The organism is Acinetobacter sp. 5862 (assembly GCF_024494585.1).
Lineage (GTDB): Bacteria > Pseudomonadota > Gammaproteobacteria > Pseudomonadales > Moraxellaceae > Acinetobacter.
The window spans coordinates 26125-48089 of the sequence record NZ_JANHGP010000049.1 but is presented as its reverse complement, the minus strand read 5'-3'; the positions used below and the strand labels follow the sequence as shown (position 1 = coordinate 48089).

22 protein-coding genes and 1 riboswitch are annotated in these 21965 nt (G+C 38.7%); of the genes, 15 read left to right on the top strand and 7 right to left on the bottom strand.

All coding sequences use genetic code 11. The features are described from left to right. The first annotated feature begins 28 nt into the window (after positions 1-28). From nirB to NO346_RS08780, 10 genes are all read left to right on the top strand, one after another. On the top strand, positions 29-2575 hold the full coding sequence (gene nirB, locus NO346_RS08825) for a nitrite reductase large subunit NirB (RefSeq protein ID WP_256414933.1): 2547 nt from the start codon (positions 29-31) through the stop codon (positions 2573-2575). Between the two features lie 11 nt (positions 2576-2586). Next, positions 2587-4206, top strand: a complete 1620-nt coding sequence (gene nirD / locus NO346_RS08820; protein WP_256414932.1) for a nitrite reductase small subunit NirD — start codon at positions 2587-2589, stop codon at positions 4204-4206. A gap of 194 nt (positions 4207-4400) precedes the next feature. Then, on the top strand, positions 4401-7181 hold the full coding sequence (locus tag NO346_RS08815; protein ID WP_256414931.1) for a nitrate reductase: 2781 nt from the start codon (positions 4401-4403) through the stop codon (positions 7179-7181). Further along, a complete protein-coding gene (locus tag NO346_RS08810) occupies positions 7178-7801 on the top strand; it encodes a molybdenum cofactor guanylyltransferase (RefSeq protein WP_256414930.1) in 624 nt (207 codons plus the stop codon). The genes NO346_RS08815 and NO346_RS08810 overlap by 4 nt, the downstream gene beginning before the upstream one ends. A gap of 277 nt (positions 7802-8078) precedes the next feature. Next, positions 8079-9107, top strand: a complete 1029-nt coding sequence (gene moaA, locus NO346_RS08805) for a GTP 3',8-cyclase MoaA (protein ID WP_256414929.1) — start codon at positions 8079-8081, stop codon at positions 9105-9107. A gap of 27 nt (positions 9108-9134) precedes the next feature. Next, on the top strand, positions 9135-9386 hold the full coding sequence (locus NO346_RS08800; protein WP_256414928.1) for a MoaD/ThiS family protein: 252 nt from the start codon (positions 9135-9137) through the stop codon (positions 9384-9386). A gap of 1 nt (position 9387) precedes the next feature. After that, entirely contained in the window at positions 9388-9909 is a 522-nt protein-coding gene (locus NO346_RS08795) for a molybdenum cofactor biosynthesis protein MoaE (protein WP_256414927.1), read from the top strand. 17 nt (positions 9910-9926) lie between these two features. Next, a complete protein-coding gene (moaCB, locus tag NO346_RS08790; protein WP_256414926.1) occupies positions 9927-10850 on the top strand; it encodes a bifunctional molybdenum cofactor biosynthesis protein MoaC/MoaB in 924 nt (307 codons plus the stop codon). Beyond that, positions 10850-12076, top strand: coding sequence for a molybdopterin molybdotransferase MoeA (locus tag NO346_RS08785; RefSeq protein WP_256414925.1), 1227 nt, complete (start codon positions 10850-10852; stop codon positions 12074-12076). Before moaCB ends, NO346_RS08785 begins: the two co-directional genes overlap by 1 nt. Before the next feature lie 179 nt (positions 12077-12255). Next, positions 12256-12738, top strand: a complete 483-nt coding sequence (locus NO346_RS08780; protein WP_249570741.1) for a helix-turn-helix domain-containing protein — start codon at positions 12256-12258, stop codon at positions 12736-12738. Between the two features lie 18 nt (positions 12739-12756). Here NO346_RS08780 and NO346_RS08775 read toward each other — a convergent pair whose 3' ends face one another. From NO346_RS08775 to tusD, 4 genes are read right to left on the bottom strand one after another with little or no spacing between them, the layout of a single operon-like run. Further along, on the bottom strand, positions 12757-13068 hold the full coding sequence (locus NO346_RS08775; protein ID WP_005216019.1) for a TusE/DsrC/DsvC family sulfur relay protein: 312 nt from the start codon (positions 13066-13068) through the stop codon (positions 12757-12759). Between the two features lie 27 nt (positions 13069-13095). Next, complete coding sequence (locus NO346_RS08770) at positions 13096-13380, bottom strand: hypothetical protein (RefSeq protein ID WP_005160343.1); 285 nt, start codon at positions 13378-13380, stop codon at positions 13096-13098. An 11-nt stretch (positions 13381-13391) separates the two neighbouring features. Next, positions 13392-13742 (bottom strand): hypothetical protein, encoded by a 351-nt coding sequence (locus tag NO346_RS08765; protein ID WP_256414924.1) that lies wholly within the window; start codon positions 13740-13742, stop codon positions 13392-13394. A 43-nt stretch (positions 13743-13785) separates the two neighbouring features. Next, positions 13786-14154 carry a sulfurtransferase complex subunit TusD gene (gene tusD / locus NO346_RS08760; protein WP_005160335.1) on the bottom strand — a complete coding sequence of 123 codons (369 nt, stop codon included), beginning with the start codon at positions 14152-14154 and terminating at the stop codon, positions 13786-13788. 63 nt (positions 14155-14217) lie between these two features. On the opposite strand from tusD, the gene galE reads away from it, so the two are divergent. The 4 genes from galE to NO346_RS08740 all read left to right on the top strand — a co-directional run bounded on the left by galE (position 14218) and on the right by NO346_RS08740 (position 19029). Then, positions 14218-15225, top strand: a complete 1008-nt coding sequence (gene galE, locus NO346_RS08755) for a UDP-glucose 4-epimerase GalE (RefSeq protein WP_005160333.1) — start codon at positions 14218-14220, stop codon at positions 15223-15225. A 152-nt stretch (positions 15226-15377) separates the two neighbouring features. Beyond that, a complete protein-coding gene (gene fumC / locus NO346_RS08750) occupies positions 15378-16772 on the top strand; it encodes a class II fumarate hydratase (RefSeq protein WP_256414923.1) in 1395 nt (464 codons plus the stop codon). 114 nt (positions 16773-16886) lie between these two features. Beyond that, positions 16887-17378, top strand: coding sequence for a hypothetical protein (locus NO346_RS08745; RefSeq protein ID WP_256414947.1), 492 nt, complete (start codon positions 16887-16889; stop codon positions 17376-17378). Positions 17379-17514: 136 nt separating this feature from the next. Continuing rightward, positions 17515-17604, top strand: a riboswitch (glycine riboswitch). Positions 17605-17784: 180 nt separating this feature from the next. After that, positions 17785-19029: a D-amino acid dehydrogenase gene (locus NO346_RS08740; protein ID WP_256414922.1), complete on the top strand. Its 1245-nt coding sequence runs from the start codon at positions 17785-17787 to the stop codon at positions 19027-19029. Between the two features lie 47 nt (positions 19030-19076). Here NO346_RS08740 and NO346_RS08735 read toward each other — a convergent pair whose 3' ends face one another. Further along, on the bottom strand, positions 19077-19724 hold the full coding sequence (locus tag NO346_RS08735; protein WP_087536144.1) for a hypothetical protein: 648 nt from the start codon (positions 19722-19724) through the stop codon (positions 19077-19079). A 98-nt stretch (positions 19725-19822) separates the two neighbouring features. On the opposite strand from NO346_RS08735, the gene ispF reads away from it, so the two are divergent. Then, positions 19823-20314 (top strand): 2-C-methyl-D-erythritol 2,4-cyclodiphosphate synthase, encoded by a 492-nt coding sequence (gene ispF, locus NO346_RS08730; RefSeq protein WP_256414921.1) that lies wholly within the window; start codon positions 19823-19825, stop codon positions 20312-20314. Here ispF and NO346_RS08725 read toward each other — a convergent pair. Together NO346_RS08725 and argF are read right to left on the bottom strand one after the other, a co-directional pair. Continuing rightward, positions 20302-20826 carry a protein tyrosine phosphatase family protein gene (locus NO346_RS08725; protein ID WP_256414920.1) on the bottom strand — a complete coding sequence of 175 codons (525 nt, stop codon included), beginning with the start codon at positions 20824-20826 and terminating at the stop codon, positions 20302-20304. The genes ispF and NO346_RS08725 overlap by 13 nt on opposite strands. Before the next feature lie 149 nt (positions 20827-20975). After that, a complete protein-coding gene (argF, locus tag NO346_RS08720; protein ID WP_004662017.1) occupies positions 20976-21896 on the bottom strand; it encodes an ornithine carbamoyltransferase in 921 nt (306 codons plus the stop codon). Positions 21897-21965 lie beyond the last annotated feature (69 nt).

Sequence of the window (21965 nt, the reverse complement as noted above, 5' to 3'; positions counted from 1 at the left end):
TCTCAGATTAGATTTTAGGAGAAACACAATGAAATTAGTGATGATTGGTCACGGTATGGTGGGTCATAAATTCATCGAAGCCATCTTAGAGAAAGCTGATGATGAATTAGAGATAACAATTCTTGCTGAAGAACCACGTATTGCATATGACCGCGTACATTTGACTGAATATTTTTCAGGTAAATCAGCGAAAGATTTATCACTTGCTCGTTTCGATTTTGCCGATGCACATGGTATCGATTTAAGACTAAATACCAAAGCTATTGCAATTGATACAAAAGAACAAACAGTGACAACTAGTATGGGTGATGTCATCAGTTACGACAAACTTGTACTGGCAACTGGTTCATATGCTTTCGTTCCGCCAATTTCGGGCAATGACCGTGAAAACTGTTTCGTTTACCGCACCATTGAAGACTTGGATGCCATTCGTGCAGCCAGTTTAAATGCCAAAACGGGTGTCGTCATTGGCGGTGGTCTACTCGGTTTGGAAGCGGCTAAAGCTTTACGTGATTTAAATCTTGAAACACATGTAGTTGAATTTGCTCCACGTTTGATGGCGGTTCAGATCGATGATTTAGGCGGTAAAGTATTACGCCGTAAAATCGAAAACTTAGGTGTAAAAGTTCACACACAAAAAGCAACGCAATGTATCGAAGCTGGCAATAATGCTAAGCATGTAATGAAATTTGCTGATGGTAGTGAGCTTGAAACGGATGTGATTTTATTCTCTGCGGGGATTCGTCCACGTGATGAGTTAGCACGTTCAAGTGGTTTAGCGCTTGGTGAGCGTGGTGGTATCAAGATCAATGATTACTGCCAAACCTCTGATGAAAATATTTACGCAATTGGTGAATGTGCGCTTTGGGACAATAAAATCTATGGTCTCGTTGCGCCGGGCTATGACATGGCGCGTATTGCAGCCAAGCATATCTTAGCTGAAGAAACACATTGTTTCGCTGGTGCTGATATGAGCACTAAGTTGAAATTGATGGGTGTAGATGTGGCATCGGTTGGTGATGCACATGGTATGACACCGAACTCACTTAGCTATTTCTATGCTGATGAAGATGCATTGGTTTATAAGAAAATCGTTGTAGATGCAGATAAAACCAAATTACTGGGCGCAGTACTGGTTGGTGATGCTAAAGAATATAACGATCTTTTACAAATGATGTTGAATGGTATCCCATTGCCAGAAACACCTGAAAGCTTAATCATGCCAGGATTTGCTGATTCTGGTGCGAAAGCGGGTGGTAGCGGTGTGGATTTACTTCCAGACAGTGCAACGATTTGTTCATGTAACAACGTGTCGAAAGCAGATATTTGCCAAGCGATTTGTGATGGTTCGACCTCTTTAGGTGCTTTAAAGAAATGTACTAAAGCAGCAACAGCATGTGGTGGTTGTGCGCCATTAGTTACTCAAGTTTTAAAGTCTGAGTTACAACGTCAAGGTGTAACGGTTAATAACCATGTCTGTGAACACTTCCCATACTCACGTCAAGAGATCTATCACTTGGTACGTGTCAATGAAATCAAAACATTTGATGACTTGATTCAACAACATGGTCATGGTTTAGGTTGTGATATTTGTAAACCAATGACAGCGAACATTTTGGCATCGTGCTGGAATGACTTTGTATTGGAGCCAACGCACGCAGGTCTACAAGACAGTAATGACTACTACTTAGGAAATATCCAAAAGGATGGTTCATACTCTGTTGTACCGCGTATGGCAGGTGGTGAAGTCACGCCAGATGGTTTGATTGCTGTCGGTCAAATTGCTAAAAAATATAACCTGTATACCAAAATTACAGGTGGTCAACGTGTTGACTTATTTGGTGCTCAACTGCACGAGCTACCATTTATTTGGGAAGAGTTGAATGCAGCAGGCTTCGAGTCAGGTCATGCTTATGGTAAATCATTGCGTACAGTGAAATCATGTGTAGGTAGCACGTGGTGCCGTTATGGCGTAGATGATTCTGTTGGTTTAGCGATTGAATTAGAAAACCGCTACAAAGGCTTACGCTCACCGCACAAACTAAAAATGGCTGTGTCGGGTTGTACGCGTGAGTGTGCTGAAGCACAAGGTAAAGATGTTGGTGTCATTGCGACAGAAAAAGGTTGGAACCTATATGTGTGTGGTAATGGTGGAATGAAGCCGCGCCATGCAGAGCTTTTAGCTTCTGATCTTGATACCGAAACTTTGATCCGTTATATCGACCGCTTCTTTATGTTCTATATCCAAACCGCTGATCGTTTACAACGTACGAGTGTGTGGCGTGACAACATGGAAGGTGGTTTAGATTATCTTAAAGCTGTGATTGTTGATGATTCTCTAGGTCTTGCTGAAGAGTTGGAAAATCGTATGGCGCACGTGATTGGAACTTATCAAGATGAATGGCGTACTGCGGTAGAGAATCCTGAAATTCGTAAACGTTTCCAAACTTACATCAATGCAAGCGCAGAAGAGCAAGCTGATCCATATATTCAATTTACCGAAGTTCGTGATCAGATCCGTCCATTAAATGAAGCTGAACGTTCAGTTGATCGTATCCCGATGGTAGAAGCATAAGGAGAATCAAAATGACAAATTTAAAAGACATGAGTATGCTTCCAGAAAATCAATGGGTCGATGTATGTAACCTTGATGACATCACACCAAATACAGGTGTAGGAGCTCTTATTGCGGGTCAATCCGTTGCTTTATTCCGCGTAGGGAGCGAAAAACGTATTTATGCATTAAGCAATAAAGATCCATTCAGCCAAGCGAATGTTATGGCGCGCGGTATTATTGGTGATTTGCAAGGTGAACGCGTGATTGCATCACCTATTTACAAACAACATTTTAGTTTGGCGACTGGACGCTGCTTAGAAGATAAAGATCAAAAACTATTGGTTTTCCCGACTAAAATTGAAAATGGTCGTGTCTGGGTCGGAGCCGTACCACAAAAAACTTATATTACCAATAATGGAATTTCACAAGAGAAGTTAAAGCTTGTTCTGATTGGTAATGGTTTGGCTGGGATGCGTTGCCTAGAAGATTTGCTTGATATGGCGCCAGATCGTTATGAAGTGACAGTCATTGGTGAAGAACCTTGGGGTAACTATAACCGTATCATGCTGTCACCAGTGCTTTCAGGTGAGAAAACGATCGAAGATATTATGTTGCATCCTCATGCTTGGTATAGCGATAAAAGGATTAAGTTTATTGCTGATGATCCTGCGATAAAAATTGATCGTACTCGCAAGACAGTCCATACAGAAAAAGGTGAAACTGTTGATTATGACCGTTTAATTATTGCGACAGGTTCTAAGCCGTTTATTCCACCAGTACAAGGTGTTGACTTGAAAGGTGTGATTAGTTTCCGTGATATTTATGATGTGAATACCATGATTAAATATTGTGAAACTAAAAAAAATGCAGTTGTGATTGGCGGTGGTTTACTTGGCCTAGAAGCAGCGTATGGTCTGAAGCAACGTGGCATGAATGTAACAGTGCTTCATCTAATGGATCGTATCATGGAGCGTCAATTAGATGGTCGAGCAAGCCGTATGCTACGTCATAGCATTGAAGAGAAAGGCATCAAGATTATTACTGAAGCCAATACCGAAGCTTTAATTGGTAAAAATGGTCATGTCAGTCAGATCCGTTTAAAAGATGGTACTTTATTAGATGCTGATTTGGTGGTCTTTGCTGTTGGTATTCGTCCAAATATCACTTTGGCGCAAAGCGCTGGATTACGTTGTAATCGCGGCATTTTAGTGAATGACACTATGCAAACCTTTGATCCAAGTATTTATGCTGTGGGTGAATGTATTGAGCATCGTAACCAAACCTTTGGATTGGTGGAGCCACTTTGGGGGCAAGCATTTATTTGCGCAACCCATTTGGCTGAACATGGTAGCTTAACGTTTAAGTCTCCAACGGTACCAACTCAGCTTAAAGTGAGTGGTGTCGATGTCTTTTCAGCAGGTAATTTTGAGCCTAAAGAAGATTATGAAGACATCATTCTAAATGACGAAAAACGCCATATTTACAAGCGTATTATTATCCAAAAAGATAAAGTGATTGGCGCTGTTTTATTCGGTGATACCGAAGATGGTATGTGGTATGCCGAGTTAATTGCGGATCAAACACCTGTTTCGACATTTAGAAATAAATTGTTATTTGGTAAAGATTTTGCATTGAAAAAAGCAGGTTAATCTTACTTTGGTTTAGGAGGAATTTCTCCTAAACCAAAAAAACTCAGTTATTTAACTACTTTATGGTAGTCAACCAAAGATTCACAATAAAAGTTAAGGCGTAGATTATAAATTGGCTATTGATCACGGATCATACAATTTTAAGCGATCGAAACTTTAGTTAGGGCAAAGATGGAATAGGTAAAGGAGCAGTCATGAACAGTATTCAAAATTTAGAACACAGTCGCTCCGATCATGCACAAACACTCATTACAAAAACAACTTGTCCATATTGTGGCGTTGGATGTGGTGTTAATGTTGAAGTTCAACATAAAACACAAGGTTCAAATATTAAAGTTTCAGGAGATACAGAACACCCTGCAAATTTTGGGCGACTCTGTATTAAAGGGAGCAATTTAGCAGATACCTTAGGGTTGGAAACCCGTGTTTTAAATCCGATGTTGGGACGCAAACATCACCGTAATGTGACAACATGGGATGTTGCAATTGACAAAATTGCAACTCAATTTCAGGCATGTATTGAGCAATATGGACGTGACAGCATTGCTTTTTATGTGTCTGGGCAATTGCTCACCGAAGACTATTATGTGGTGAATAAATTCGTAAAGGGTTATTTAGGCACAGCCAATATTGATACCAATTCACGTCTATGTATGTCTTCAGCCGTGGCTGCGCATAAACGTAGCTTTGGTGAAGATATTGTACCTGCAAGTTATGAAGACTTTGAACATGCTGATATGGTGGTATTGGTTGGTTCAAATACAGCATGGTGTCATCCAGTTTTGTATCAACGGATTATGCAAGCGAAGAGTCAAAATCCTAATTTATTTGTGGTTGTTGTCGATCCACGATTTACGAGCACTTGTGAGCAAGCAGATTTACATTTGCCAATCTTGCCAGGTCAAGATGTGGCTTTGTTTAAAGGATTATTACAATATTTATATCAACATGGTTATGCTGATCATGAGTTTGTTGAATCTTACACAGAGGGGCTTCAAGCACTTTTAGAAGCGAATCGAACGGAACAAGATTTTAAAGCTGTTGCTAAACGCACAGGTATTTCAGAAGAAAAATTACAATTGTTTTTTGATAAATTTGCCACAACTGAAAAAGTAGTGACTCTTTTTTCAATGGGAGTTAATCAATCATCTCAAGGGGTGAATAAAGCCAATAGTATTATCAACTGTCATTTGATGACAGGTAAAATTGGTAAGCTAGGCGCTGCTCCATTTTCAATGACTGGACAACCCAATGCGATGGGTGGTCGTGAGGTTGGTGGACTGGCCAATATGTTGGCAGCACACTTGGATATTGATAATGCAACGCATCAAAATTTGGTGCAAAGTTTTTGGAATAGCCCAACCATTGCGACACAAGCTGGACTTAAAGCAGTTGATTTGTTTCAAGCGGTTGAAAGTGGAAAAATTAAAGCAATCTGGATTATGGCAACCAATCCTGTGGTAAGTCTGCCTGATGCTGATCAAGTGAAACGAGCATTGGATAAATGTGAATTTGTCGTCGTTTCAGATATTTGTTCCGATACCGATACCACGGCTTATGCTGATATTTTGCTACCAGCGTTAGGTTGGGGTGAAAAAGATGGAACGGTAACTAACTCAGAACGTCGAATTTCACGTCAACGCGCATTTTTAGCTTCACCAAAACAAGCCAAAGCAGATTGGTGGGCTGTTGCTGAAGTTGCAAAAAAACTTGGTTTTTCTGGTTTTGATTTTAGCAATGCGTGTGACATCTTTAATGAGCATGCTGCATTGTCTGCATATCAAAATGCAAGTTTAGCTGAACGTGATCAGGTAGAAAATTTTCGTTATTTTAATTTAAAAGGTTTAACCAATCTAAGTCTTGAAGAATATAACGAGTTAAAACCAACTCAGTGGCCTGTGTGGGAAAAAGGTCAGACGACATCGGTTAAGCAACTTTTTGGTCAAGGTGAGTTTAGTTATGCTTCTCGTAAAGCAAAACTTATTCCAACGGTCGCAATCGATCCCGTACACTCAATTTCTGAAGATTATCCATTAATTTTGAATACGGGGCGTATTCGTGATCAATGGCATACCATGACACGAACAGGTTTATCAGCAAATTTGACCACACATCGTGCTGAACCATTTTGTGAGATTCATCCAAACGATGCGCTTAAATTTGGTATTCGCGATAAAGGATTGGTCGAGATTCGTTCGGCATGGGGAAGTTGTGTATTACGTGTGACATTGGCTCAAGGTGTTCGTCGTGGACAAATCTTTGCGCCGATTCATTGGACAGAACAAGTTGCCTCAGATGCTCGGATTGGTAAAGTAGTTAACCCTGTTGTGGATGCAATTTCAGGTGAACCTGAGTTTAAGCATACGCCAGTATCGATACAGCCTTTCCATACGACTTGGCAAGGCGTTTTATATGTTCGAGAAGGGTTCGAACATCAAATTAAACCATCTTTACAGACTTGTGCTTGGTGGACAAAAATCAAAACTGCAAAAGCAATGCGTTATGAGCTTGCCGATCGACACAGTATTGATCAAACTCAAAAAAACTTAAAAACCTTTTTGCCTTTTGTCGATGAAACATATGAATGGTTAAGTATTGAGGATATTTCATCGCAACTCAGTCATAGTATTGTACTCAAAGATGGGATTTTAATCGCAAGTCTTTATATTGCACCTGCTGAGTTATTACCAGATCGTGATTGGGTTGCAAGTTTATTTAAACGTGAGCGATTAAGTGCTTTGCACCGTAAAGCATTGTTGGCAGGTATGCCAATGTCTGCTGCTAATAATGATGGTCCATTGGTGTGTAGTTGCTTCAAAGTAGGAAAAAACAAGATTATTGAAGCGATCAAAACTCAAAATATCACGCATGAAAAGCAAGTCACTGCATGTTTAAAAGCGGGCGGTAACTGTGGTTCATGTTTACCAGAAATTCGTGGTTTGATTAAGACTTGTCAGTTGGAGGCAGAAGCATGACTATGCAAATTCCCGCTACAGATCTCGTGATCTTGGCGGGAGGACAGGCAAGACGAATGAATGGGATGAACAAACTATTGCAACAGTTTGATGATCAGATTCAATTGTCAAAAATTTGTCAACGCTTTAAATCGGAAGTTCAGCAGATATGGGTCAATAGTCATCGTGATAGCTCGATCTATAAAAGTATAGAGCCGACTGTTGAATGTTTTTCTGATGATCAAAACGGCTTTTTAGGGCCGTTGATGGGAATGAAAAGTGCATGGTCGCGTGTACAAGCAGAATATGCATTATTTATTCCTTGTGATGTGACTTATATCCCAAATCAAGTTTTAATTAAGTTGCATCGCGCACTACAAAAAAATCCACAAGCACTAGTGGCTTACGTTGCAATTAATGGAGATGCTTTATATCCATTTTGTTTATTAAAAAGAGAGAGTTTACCCATTTTAAAACAACAAATTTCCGCTGGTAAATTGAGCTTACGTGAATGTTTTAAACAGCTAAATTCTCAGCAAGTTATTTTGCAAAAGCAAAGTCTGTTTTGTCATAGCATCAATTCGCTAGATGAATTGCAGCAGTACCAGCAGATGAAATTTTTTAAACAATTGTTTATTTAAAATTTTAGCTTTAAGTTAATCGCACCAAAATATTTCAAAAAATACAAAATTGCTTTTAATTGGTGCGAATGGTTTTCGGTTGTATATTGAAATTTATAACAGTTGTGTGTTGTGAAGCGATAAATTGTTTTGTTAGATAAATAAATGCTCTCAAGATGGATTAGAGTAAAATATTGGAATAAATATTGCTTAAGTAGAGCAGTATGCTGCACATATACAAGCCTCGTCGCACATAACTTGTGCTTAAGTGTTCAGCGAATTCACAATATGAGTGCAAATGATGAAGCATGATATATCTACGAACATTCCGATCTTAGAAGATCAATATGGTCGTATTAAACGTAAGTTGCGGATTTCCGTGACAGATCGTTGCAATTTCAAATGTACCTATTGTATGCCTGAACATCCTGAATGGATGAAAAAACAAGATTTACTCAGTTTTGAAGCGTTGCTGCTATTTTGCCAATATATGGTGAAGCAAGGGATTGAAAATATTCGCATTACTGGGGGAGAACCTTTAATGCGGCAGGGCGTGGTACATTTTATACGTGATTTACAAGGTTTGAGAGATTTAGGTTTAAAACGTATTTCAATGACCACTAATGGACATTATTTAGCTAAATATGCTGAAGCCCTAAAACAAGCTGGATTAGATGATCTTAATATCAGCCTAGATAGTTTAGACCCAGATCAATTCAAGCAACTGACTAAAAAAGAACTTACTCCCGTATTAAATGGGATAGAGGCGGCAAAAAAAGCGGGGCTTGCTTTCAAAATCAATTGTGTGTTGATGAAAGGTCAAAATGATGATCAGATTTTGCCAATGGTAAAGTGGGCGAAGCAACACAGTATTCCATTACGCTTTATTGAGTTTATGCCTCTGGATGGTGATCAGCATTGGACTGATCAGGCAGTGGTCAGTGAAGCAGAAATTTTAGCGCAACTTCAGCCTTTTTATCAGATTCAAGTTTTGCAACAGCAGCATGAGCCCGCACGTCAGTATCAGTTAGATGGGCAATATTGTATTGGTATTATTTCTACGATAACTCATTCATTTTGCGGTGATTGTGATCGAATTAGATTAACAGCACAAGGTGAATTATATAATTGTTTATTTGCACAACAGGGTCTGAATATAAAGCCGTATTTACAAGCTGTGATTAAACAGAAACAACTAGCTCAAGATATAAATGATCAAGAGCTTGATCAGCAAATTAAACCTTATATTTGGCACAAAGCGAAAGGTTATCATGCGATAAAACACCAACAAGTACGCAAAATTAGTATGCATATGTTAGGTGGTTAGTTTGGAAAAAAGTGGTCTGGAGAGAATATGCAAACCATTGACATAAAAATAGAAGCTTTTGGTGCTATTGAACGGTTATTGCCAAAAGAGCTTGCATTTGAGTTTGCAGAGGATCAAATGGTTAATGATATATTAACGCATATTGTGACGCTTTATCCAGGTGCAAGTAGTGCGATGGAAAAGTGTGCCTGCGCCATTGGAGAGGATATCGTGACACGTCAAACCCCATTGGACCAGTCCTGTACTTTAGTGCTGTTGTCACCTGTTGCAGGAGGATGAAATGCGCGAATTTTCAAGAGTTCAAGATCAGGCTCTAAGCTTAGATAGTTTTGATCCAATACAATCATTTCCTGAATGTGGTGGTATTGATATTTTTATTGGAACTGTACGTAATCATCATGAAGGCAAAGCAGTTAAAGCATTAAAATATACTTCGTACACACCTGTTGCTGAAAAAATGATTCGTGAAATCGAACAACAAATCAAAGAGAAGCATCAGGTTTCTTATGTGCGTGTGATGCATCGAATTGGTTATTTAGATGTGAGTGAAACAGCAATCATTGCAATTGCGTATGCTGCACACCGCCGTGAAGCATTTCAAGCCTGTGAAGAAGCCGTTGAACGTGTAAAACACGAAGTACCAATTTGGAAAGAAGAGTTCTTTATGGATGGTACAAGTCAATATGTAGAAGGTTGCTGTATTCGTAAAGATACAGTCGAAACTGATGCTCATCTCCATAAACATGAGCATCACCACCGTCACGAACATGAAAATTGTGCACATGAGCATACACACGAATAAAGCGTTAGGAAGTAAAAATGAAAAATGTTGGGATGAAACCCGAAAGTTACCGTGTTGCAGAAGCACAAGCGATTTTATACGCCCCACCGCATTGTATTCAGCTATTGCGTGATGGAAATACTGAAAAAGGCGATGCTTTAAAAACAGCTCGTATCGCAGGAATCTTGGCGGCAAAACGGACTGATGAACTGATTCCTCTTTGCCATCCTTTACCGATTTATCGTGCTGATGTTGAATATGAATTACAACATGATCATGTTGTAATTCTCACGACTGTAGAAACCATTGGGCCTACAGGGGTTGAGATGGAAGCCTTGACTGCTGCGAGTTTGGCAGGATTAACCATTTATGACATGTTGAAGCCGCATTGTGAACCTGATGAATTATGTTTAGACCAATGTAAATTGCTTAAGAAAAAAGGAGGTAAGTCACATTTTAAACGGACTCTGCGTCAACCTGTTTCAGCGGCAGTGATTGTGCTTTCTGATACTGTTGCAGCAGGACGTAAACCTGATACCGCTGGCAAGTCCGTGGTTGAGACTTTAACCGAAGCAGGTTTTGATCCAATTCATTATCAAATTTTGCCAGATGAATCAGATCAATTGAAAGAATTGGTACTAGAATTGACAAAGTCTTATGCATGTATCATGACAGTTGGTGGTACAGGTATTGGTAAACGAGATATTACGGTTGATACACTTGAACCACTTTTAGAACGTAAATTAGATGGTCTGATGGAAGCGGCACGTTCTTTTGGCCAAAAACGTACACCATATGCAGCTATGTCTCGTGGCGTAGCAGGTTTTATTGATCGTTCCTTAGTGGTAACGCTGCCAGGTAGCCGTGGTGGTGCGAGTGAATCAATGGCAGCTATTCTACCAGCTCTGGTTCATATTTTTGATGTTTGCCGAGATTTACCACATCCGGGAGGATATGAATAATGTCTAGATGTGGTGCTGAAAAGGGTTTAATCAGTATTGATGAGGCACTTGAACTCATTCGAACTCAGCCCAAAACATTAACGACTGAGGTATTGGCTTTAGCCCAAGGTTTGAATCGTTATCTCGCTAAAGCAATCTATTCCGAGGTCAATCTACCTAGCTTTTCTCAAAGTGCGGTAGATGGTTATGCGATTAATAGTTCACTTACACAGCTTCAAGATGTTTGTTTTGATGTAATCGGTGAGATTAAAGCGGGTAGTGAACTCGAATATCAATTGCTTGATGGGCAAGCTATTCGTATTTTTACAGGTGGCAAAATTCCTGAAGGCACCACACATGTTGCTCGACAAGAAATTGTTAAAGTTGAGTCGGAGACAATTCGACTGATTGAACAGCTTAAACCACAGGCTGATATTCGATTTACTGGTGAAGAAGTTAAACAAGGTCAACTGCTTGCGGACGTTGGTCAGAATATCAATATCGGTGCACTTGCTGCTCTAAGTATGGCAGGTGTGCAAACTGTCGAGGTATTTCAACAGCCCAAGGTTGCTGTGGTTATTACTGGTGATGAGGTTGCTGAGCACCCTGAAGATTTACACGTTGGTAAAGTTTTTGATGCCAATGGGCCGTTATTGAAGGCTTGGTTCAAAGCTTATGGTATCGACGTCGAGATTCTACATATTGCAGATGCGGCGGAACAAGTCACAGCATGTTTCGAGCGATTAAAATCTTTATATGACGTCATTATTACCACGGGTGGTGTCTCTGTGGGGGATTATGACTTCGTTCGTCCATGTGCTTTTGAGATTGGATTTGAACAGATCTTTTGGAAAGTTAAACAAAAACCGGGTAAGCCATTATTTTTTGCAAAATATGAAGATCCTGACCATCATTGCTATTTATTAGGTTTACCGGGTAATCCAGCAGCTGTTTATGTGTGTATGCAGATTTATGGCAACGCTTTATTAGATACTTTGCAAAATCAACGTGAGCCTATGCAATGGTTTAGTGGGGTACTCACCCATGGACTGAAATCTGATGCACGTGAGCGATTTTTAAGAATGCATGCTTATTTTGATCAGGGACAGCTCAAGTTACAAAGCCTTGCGAAACAACAATCACATATGTTGAGTAATTTAATGCAGACCAATTGTTTAGTGCGTATTCCTGCAAATATTCAGTTAGATGCTGGACAAGAACTTTCAGGTGTTTTTATTCATAGCTAAGTTGTCGAATGAATTTAGATGAAATGATCTGTTTTTTTGACATTTAACTGAGTGCCAATATTGCATCTGATTGATCAGGTGGTTTAGTGTATATTTTATAGTGTTTAGTTTCTAAACGTGACGGTTCAATGCATCGATGAGATGTCTTCAAAGTTCTAAAAAATGATCAGGTGATAATAATGAAATGGGAAGAAATTGGCGATCAGCCATGTTCAGTTGCGAGAACGCTTTCTGTACTCGGTGATCGTTGGACAATGCTAATTTTACGTAACGCTTTCATGGGAATACGTCGTTTTGATGACTTTCAACGTAGTTTGGGACTGACCCGCCACGTACTTTCAGAGCGTCTTAAGCGTTTAGTCGAGCATGGTATTTTAACCAAAGTGCCTTATGTAGAACGTCAAGAACGTTTTGAATATCAACTTACCGATAAAGGTTTGGACTTGTATCCGATTATTCTGGCTATGGTGCAATGGGCCGATAAATGGATGGACATGGGTTTGGGAAAACCGATTGAATTTACCCATAAAACCTGTGGTCATAAATTTAACTCAAAGGTTGTTTGTTCAGAATGTAATGAACCCATTGATGTGAAAGAGGTAAAGGTCGCTGCTGGCCCAGGTTATTTTGCGTTTATGCAACAAAAACAAAATAGCGCCTGATAGATCATTTTCAATGATCTATAAACAATTGGCAGGTTTAGGCACGCCAGCCAAACGGCTTAAATGTCGGGCAACCAACCCTGTATTAAATCTTTGTTGTAATTCAGCATTATTGATTTCAGGACTAACCGTCTTCATCAAAAATTTAATCAGTGGACGAGTTGCTGGGGAATGCCCAAATTGTTGATAGAATTGACGTACGGCGTGGAGAATTTCGAAATGCCAAGCGGTCAGTTCTAGATCAAGTGATTGAGCAAGTTGCTGGGCAACTTCAGTATTCCAAATTGTATAATCGACCAAATGACCGTCTTGATCTAACTCTAATTGCATGAAATAGCCTAATTAACTAAAAATAATTTATTTTAAAGAAATACAGCGTTTGAATTGCAGAACTAAATCAGCGAATTCAGCGTATTCTATAATTTTGACCTCAGATTTGATTTCATCTCCAAGTAAGTTTTGCTCATTACTTAAGCAGTAAAGATTTGGATAAAGATCTACGATCTTTTTAGTTAGCAGTAAAAGCCCATCCCCCATGACTACAATCGTATCATGCACATGTGCCATTTGAGCTAACTCAATCCAGATTTTATCTGTGTTGTAGTAAGGGGATTGAATCAAAAATAAAGTTGAATTTTCCATGTTTCTGAGCTCTACCAATACAAAATATGATCGAAGGATTGAATAAATTCAGGCTGAATCTCAACAAACTCGATTTCTTGATCACTATTTTGCGCAATCGCCAAGTGTTGATTTTTAGTTTCAACTAAAATCGGGGTTAGATCATAGAACTCAAAACTGTCCACCATATTGGCAGCAACTTTGAAAGCTTGTTTGAATTGATCGAACTCTAATTTATTGTTCAATAAGCTCAGTGCAGCATCTTTTAATAATACTTTGACAGAAATACCAAAGGTTGCTAAAACCATAGTTGCAGACACGCTTTCGTTGATCTGCAAACTGGTTAAATTGGATTGCGTTAGGATGACGAGTACAGATTTCACACAATTTACCTTTTAAAAGCAACACTCTATTAATGAACTTAAACTAAAATTGAATTAAACGAGAACAGCTTTGCACAGCATCAGCTAGCTCTCCAAGCCCAACTAGCTCAAAACCTTGCGCTAAGTTGTGTTGTTGAAGTGAATGACGTTGGGCATTGCTTGCATCAGTGATTCCCCGAGCAAGGGCAGCACTGACACAGACAGGGAGTCGAATGCCAAGCTTTTGCCATTCTTGTTTTAGATTGCGTTGATCATCAGGAAACCACTGTAAATCATTCGCAACCTGAACACCATCTTGGTAAAAGAAGACACGAAAATCTTCGGACTTATTTCCTAATGCTTGAGCTAAACCAAAAGCATGCCAAGCCATAATTGAAGTAGGTGCAGAAGTTATTAACAGTAGTGTACTCATTGAACATTCACTATGGTCACGTAAGCAAAATGATGGACAGATTAAAAAGAAGGTAAGTATACAATGATTTTGGTGACAGGTGGTTTAGGCTTTATCGGTTCACATATTGCTTTGAGTTTATTAGCACGTGGGCAAGAAGTTGTTATTGTTGATAATTTAGCCAATTCAACTTTACAAACCTTGGAGCGCTTAGAATACATCTCAGGAATGTATATTCCATTTGTTAAAGTAGATGTGAGAAATACACCTGCCTTAAATAAAGTATTTGAACAATATTCAATCCATACTGTTATCCATACAGCCAGTTTTAAATCGCTTGAAGAATCTGTTCTAAAGCCACTGGAATACTACAATGATAATGTCAGCAGTATTATGAGCTTATTGAGAGCAATGCAGCGGATGGGAGTTAGAGAATTAATCAATATTTCTAGTTTGGCCGTATATGGGCAATCTAATCCAAGTGTAGTTGAAGAGACTGAGTTTAATTATCGCTACCCAAATCCATACATTCGATCTCAGCAAATGGTTGAAGATATTATTGCAGATACTTATAAAGTCGATCATGAATGGAAAATTATCAATCTCAGGTTATCCAATATTGTTGGTGCTTTTGAGCATGGAGTTTTAGGAGAATACGTAACTCAACTCCCTAAAAATATTGTGCCTTTAGCTTTACAAGTTGCAGCGATGCAGCGAGATTGTATCGAATTGCAGAATCAAGCACAGACAGAAGATGGAACGGTTGAAAGAAGCTTTTTACATGTTTTGGATGCTTGTGATGCAGTTTTGATCGCATTAAATTGGTTAAAAACACAAACTAGTTGTTTGGAAGCATTCAACATTGCACATCATCAACTCACATCTATACAAAATTTGATTGATGAAGTTGCGAGAGTCACTCAGACCGAAATTCAAGTGCAACCTGCTGTATATCAAAACCAAGAGTTAGCGCAATTGGGTGCAAATATTGATAAAGCAAAAAAAATATTAAATTGGGTTCCTAAACGTTCTCTATCACAAATGATTGAAGACGAATGGCGTTTTTATCGAAATACCTTAACAGGCAATTAAGATAATGATTCTTATTTACAATTTTAATGGCTTTGTTTAGGATAATTAAGACTTATCGAATATACATCAATATGAACTGAGTCTTCGCTAGCCAAAAGCATCAGTTTGCTTCAGCCCGTGAACATTTTAACCAAATAAAGCAGAGGTTGTTTATGCAAATGCGAATTGAACATGACACTATGGGCGAAGTTGAAGTTCCAAATGACGCCTTATGGGGTGCGCAAACGCAACGAAGTTTACAGAACTTTAAAATCGGTCAAGAACGTTTACCGCATGCCATGATTCGTGCCATGGGTTTGGTGAAAAAAGCAGCTGCAATCACCAACGCTGAGTTAAAACAATTACCTGAAGATTTAAGTCAATATATCGTTGATGCTGCTGAAGAAGTGATTGCGGGTCAATGGGACGCACAATTTCCGCTTGTCGTTTGGCAAACAGGTTCTGGTACGCAAAGTAATATGAACTGTAATGAAGTGATTGCCAATATTGCCAACCAGAAATTAGGTCAAGCATTAGGCGCACAAAAACCTGTCCATCCAAATGATCATGTCAACCGTGCACAATCTACCAATGATTCTTTCCCAACCGCAATCCATGTTGCCGCAAGTCTGCAAATCAATGAATTACTCATTCCTGCAGTGGAAAAGTTAAAAGCGACTTTAGAGCTTAAATCCAAAGAATTTGATGATATTGTCAAAATTGGTCGTACCCATTTGCAAGATGCGACTCCTTTAACCTTGGGACAAGAGTTCAGTGGTTATGTTTCGCAACTAGAGCATGGTCTAAAACGTTTGCAGCAAGCACTTGCAGGTCTTTATGAGTTGCCTTTAGGGGGAACCGCGGTAGGTACTGGCTTAAACGCACATCCAGATTATGCGGTGAAAGCAGCAGAACAACTGGCTGAATTTACAGGTTTACCATTTGTGACTGCACCGAATAAGTTCGAGGCTTTAGCAGGACGTGATGCGGCAGTATTTGCTTCTGGTGCATTAAAAACTTTGGCGGCAAGCTTAAATAAAATTGCCAATGACATTCGCTGGTTGGCAAGTGGTCCTCGTTGTGGTTTCGGTGAAATCCGTATTCCTGAGAACGAGCCAGGTTCAAGTATCATGCCAGGCAAGGTGAATCCGACCCAAAGTGAAGCCATGACCATGGTGGTGGCTCAAGTCTTGGGTAATGACACTACCATTAATATTGCTGGTGCATCTGGTAATTTTGAACTCAACGTGTTTATGCCTGTGATTGCTTATAACTTGCTGCAATCAATTCAGTTATTAGGCGATGCCTGTAATAGTTTTAATGATCATTGTGTGGTAGGTATTGAACCAAATCGTGAGAAAATTGATTATTTCTTGCATAACTCTTTAATGTTAGTCACAGCACTCAATCCACTGATTGGCTACGAAAATTCTGCCAAAGTTGCCAAAAAAGCTTATAAGGAAAACAAAACTTTAAAGCAAGTTGCAGTTGAACTTGGCTTAGTGACTGCTGAGCAATTTGATGAAGTGGTTAGACCTGAAAATATGGTTTCTCCGAATAGTAGGTAAATCGTATTGGTAGTTTAAAAATCCTTCTTTAACCTAGGGGGATTTTTTATGAGTAGTTTTTATAAATCGATCTGCGTACAATATGCTTTTGATTTACCTGATTGTTGCTTCATTATGCTCAATATTTATTTGACAGATACCAAAACCAATATCCAGTTTTCTGATCTTCCAAATGAAAATCCTGTTAAGTTTCTGTTGAATTTAAAGAAAATTTTTCCGAGCACCGCTGATTTATTGTTGCCAGTATTACCAGAAGACAATAATTTGGAAAATGTCACATGGGAAGCAACGTCTAAAGATTTCGAAGTATTTAAGAAATTATTGGAAGGTTGGGGTATCATTGAATTACGTTTAAGTGCCATTACCGCTTATAAAGATAAAAATTTTGCCAATGAATTGGTAAAAAAAGCTCAAGTTAGACGTAAGCAAATTTCCCAGAAACATCCTGAACTTTCGCTCATTGCTTTGGATTATATACTCATGCATGAAATTCATGCCTTGATTGATGCGGAATTAGTGATGATTGGTGAAAAATTCTATTTACCAACATTACGAGAACTCTGGAAAGGGCAGTTTTCAGATCAAGTTTTGCAATGTAAATTTTAATTTTCAAAAGCAGACTTCGAGTCTGCTTTTTTATACTTCGATTTATTTTAAATTGCTTAAATCTTAATCTACAAACAATTACAAGAATTTAGTGTCTGTATTTTTAAACGGCATATATATTGCTTATATGGATATAAATATTATTGCGGGAGAGAAGTTCTTCAATGAACTCGCCGAAGGAGCAACGACCCCGGAAACTCTCAGGCAGAAGGACTGTAATAATAGAAATACAATCTGGAGAGCAGTGCTCAACTTGTAGAAACATACGATAATTTTTCTTCTACGATTAACACTCACCGAAGGGGAAGGCTTCATGATTAATTGGTAATCATCTGCCAAAACTCTCAGGTACCATGACAGATGGGGCTAAGCATTATGAAATGTTATGCATTTCAAGGAGTTTGCTATGCCACATGTTGTTGTTATTGGTGCGGGGATTACGGGTGTAACGTCTGCTTATGAATTAATTAAATTGGGTTATGAAGTCACAGTGATTGATCGTCATTTATTTCCAGCAATGGAAACTTCATTTGCCAATGGTGGGCAGTTGTCTGCTTGTAACGCTGAGGTCTGGAATCAGAAGGCAACGGTGTTGAAAGGCATTAAATGGATGAGTAAGAAAGATGCACCTTTATTGCTCAATCCGTCTTTTAGTGTGCATAAGTATCGCTGGCTAGTCGAGTTTTTGACTCACATCAAGGACTATAAAGTAAATACAATTGAAACAGTTCGTTTAGCGTTGTTAGCAAGACAACGATTATTTGAAATTGCAGAAAAAGAGAATATTGCTTTTGATTTAGAAAAGCGTGGTATTTTGCATATGTACCATAGCAAAGAAGACTTTGATGTCGCAAAAAAAGTGAATGATGTTTTAGTGGAAGGTAAACTTGAACGTCATGCAATTACACCTGAAGAAATGAAGGCGATTGAGCCAAATTTAACTGGTGATTATTATGGTGGATATTACACAGCAGGCGATGCAACAGGTGATATTCATAAGTACTCTGTTGGTTTGGCGGAAAGAACGCAAGCGTATGGCGTGAAATATCGCTTTGGTTTGGATGTTGTTGATGTTAAATGTTTGCAAGATAAAGTGATTATTCGCTGTAAAAACAGTTCTGAGAATATGAACTCAACAACAGATGAGCAGACCATAATAGAAGCAGACTTAATCGTTGTGTGTGGTGGCGTTGGAAGTTACCAATTAGCCGATATGCTTGGTGATACTGTCAATGTCTATCCCGTAAAAGGATATTCAATTACAGTTCAGCTGAAAGATGAGCGAAGTGTAAAAAATGCGCCTTGGGTCAGCTTGCTAGATGAAAGAGCAAAGATTGTAACCTCAAGATTAGGCGTGGATCGTTTCCGTGTCGCAGGCACAGCCGAGTTTAATGGCTATAATCGTGATATTCGCGCAGATCGAATCCAACCTTTAATTAATTGGGTTAACCAAAATTTTGATATTTCAACTGAGCACGCTGTACCATGGGCGGGCTTACGTCCGATGATGCCAAATATGTTGCCTGTGGTGAAACAGGGGAAACATGCGCGAGTATTTTACAATACTGGGCATGGGCATTTAGGCTGGACTTTATCTGCCGCAACAGCGGTATTGATTAGCGAGGAAATTGCACAAAAATTCCCAAGCTAAATATAAAGAGCCGATGTGAAAACATCGGCTTATATTGCTTTTATTAATTAATCATACAAACGATAAATTCCTGTAAAACGTTCACAATCTTTTTGCCCACTTTTTATAATTAATAAGGCTTTTTGAAAGTCAAATTGGTACTGGCATTTTTTTTCATTATCAATAATGAGATTCTTTTGTTCGGGGGTCGTGTAGGCAAGTAAAGATAAAGTTTGAGTCTCCACACGATTATTGGGATTACGATAAGCAATTCCTTCGATTTTTAACTTATCTTTATCCAGTTGATGAATCTGAATGTGAACAGGTTGTTTGGCTAAATCACCATGTTCAAATTTTAAATAGTGTTGTGTAAGCGTCTGATTCATTGAAGTATAAAAGTTTAAATCATCTAAACGAACATCAAATTGTTGCTGATAACAATTTTTAGATTTGCATTGTTGGATTTGATTAAGCCAAAGTTTTTGTGTGTCATGTAGTAGTTGAATTGGAGCATCAGTCACAAGATAAGCGGTTAAAAACTTATTATTCAGCTTAGTTCGTTGGTCTTGATATTGCTTAGAGCAAATTTTTTTTTGCTCAGCATTCTGTGTTGTACAATTAATTGACGCAGCAAATACAAATGATGAGCAAAAACAACTCAATGTGATGATATAACCAGATTTCTTCAATTGATTTATTAAGGTGTTCAACAGCATAATCACTTATATGTTCAGCCTAATTTGCTCACTGTACTATAGCGAAATAGAAAGCCTGAATACAAGATTTGTTCAGTATATTGTAAAAGGAAAATCATATGGTTGCTCAAATTCGTATTGGACAAGGAATTGATGTACATGCTTTTGAAGAAGGCAATTTCGTTACTTTAGCTGGGATTAAAATTCCGCATACGCATGGTTTAAAAGCCCATTCTGATGGTGATGTGGTGCTGCATGCGCTGTGTGATGCATTGTTGGGTGGATTGGCTTTAGGCGATATTGGACAACATTTTCCTGACACTGACCCAGAATATAAGGGTGCAGATAGTCGTGTATTGCTTAAGCATGTGTATCAGTTGATTCTGGATCGTGGTTATCATCTCAACAATGCTGACATTACCGTGGCGTGTGAACGTCCAAAGCTCGCAAAACATAATTTAGAAATGCGCCAAAGTATTGCTGATGTACTTGAAGTCGATATCACTCAAATTAGTATCAAAGCAACGACAACGGAACAACTAGGATTTACAGGTCGCCAAGAAGGTATTTTAGCAACAGCAACTGTCTTAATTTCACATCAGGCAAGATGATGTACATTCATTAATGATTGTTCAAGTTCAAGTGTTGCTTTACGACCTTGCAGTTGTAAAGTAATATTATGAATTAAACCTGTCCAAGTCTCATTCGGTTCCCAAATTTCGTGAAGTAATGCTTGGGCTGTGGGCATATCCATATCCATATAAAATTGACGATATAAATACATCAAACTACTTACACGCATGTTTTTGGCACAATGCAGCCAAACAATTTCATTTTGAACAAGATGAGCAATTAAATCTAAAACGAACAAGCATTGTTCTGCACAAGGAAGATCCCAATCAATAGGAATATGAATGTAGTTTAAGCCTAAATCCAAGCAGATTTGGTCTTGTTTAGCTAAATGATTTTCTGATTTGCTCGTCGCAAGATTGATTACTGTACTACAGCCATATTCTTTAATTTGCTGTAATTGTTCAGCGCTTGGCTGAGCAGAACTAAATAAATGCTCGTGCACCAAAGAAAAACTAGGAATTTCAGAAAGTGCTTGTTCGAGTGAAGTCATAAGGTTCGCTGTACAATGATTGAAGTTCTCATTATATGAGAAACTTATTTTGAAAATGATGGCTTTACTATAAGTGTTTTTATTTAAGTGTTCAATTTAGATCGCAAAAATAAAAACAGCATCATGATGATGCTGTTTTCTTTAGCTATTTAGTCTTTCTTCAAATTCTCATTTAATAAGAATTCCATTAATGCTTTTTGAGCGTGTAAGCGATTCTCTGCTTCATCCCAAACAACAGCATTTTTATGATCCAGCATGTGCTCAGAAATTTCTTCGCCACGGTGTGCGGGTAAGCAATGCATAAATAAACAGTCTGGATGAGCCAGATCCATTAATTTTTCATTCACTTGGAAATCAGCAAATGCTTTTTCACGAAGCTTTTGTTCTTCTTCTTGCCCCATGCTTGCCCATACATCAGTTACGATCAAGTCAGCATTAACCGCAGCATCCTCAGCTTTATTGAACACTTCCACACAATCGGCAAATTCAGTCAAAAACTCAGGTTTTGGTTCATAACCTTCAGGTGCAGCAATTTTGAGTTTAAAACCCATCATATGTGCTGCCTCAATGTATGAATTACACATATTATTGCCATCACCAATCCAAGCAACCGTTTTACCTTTGATGCTTCCACGGTGTTCTTGAAAGGTTTGCAAGTCAGCAAGTAATTGACATGGATGGTGGTCATCCGTTAATCCATTAATGACAGGAACTTTCGAATAAGAAGCAAAACGTTCAACAATATCATGGCCAAAAGTACGAATCATCACGATATCAAGCATGCTTGAAATGACACGTGCTGAATCCTCAATTGGCTCACCACGACCTAATTGAGTATCGCGTGGAGAAAGGAAAATTGCATTACCACCAAATTGGCAAATACCGGCTTCAAAAGAAATACGTGTACGTGTACTCGATTTCTCAAAAATCATTCCTAAGACTTTACCTACAAATGGTTGAAAAACCGTATTTGCATGTTGCATGCGTTTCAATTCTTGAGCACGGTCTAAAATACGTTGCAACTCTAAAGTTGAAAGGTCTCGTAAAGTCAGGAAATGCCGAAGCGCCATAGTTACTCCCACAATAATTATTGAATAAAAACAATAATTAATTGTTATTTAATGGGTGGTGATAAAAAA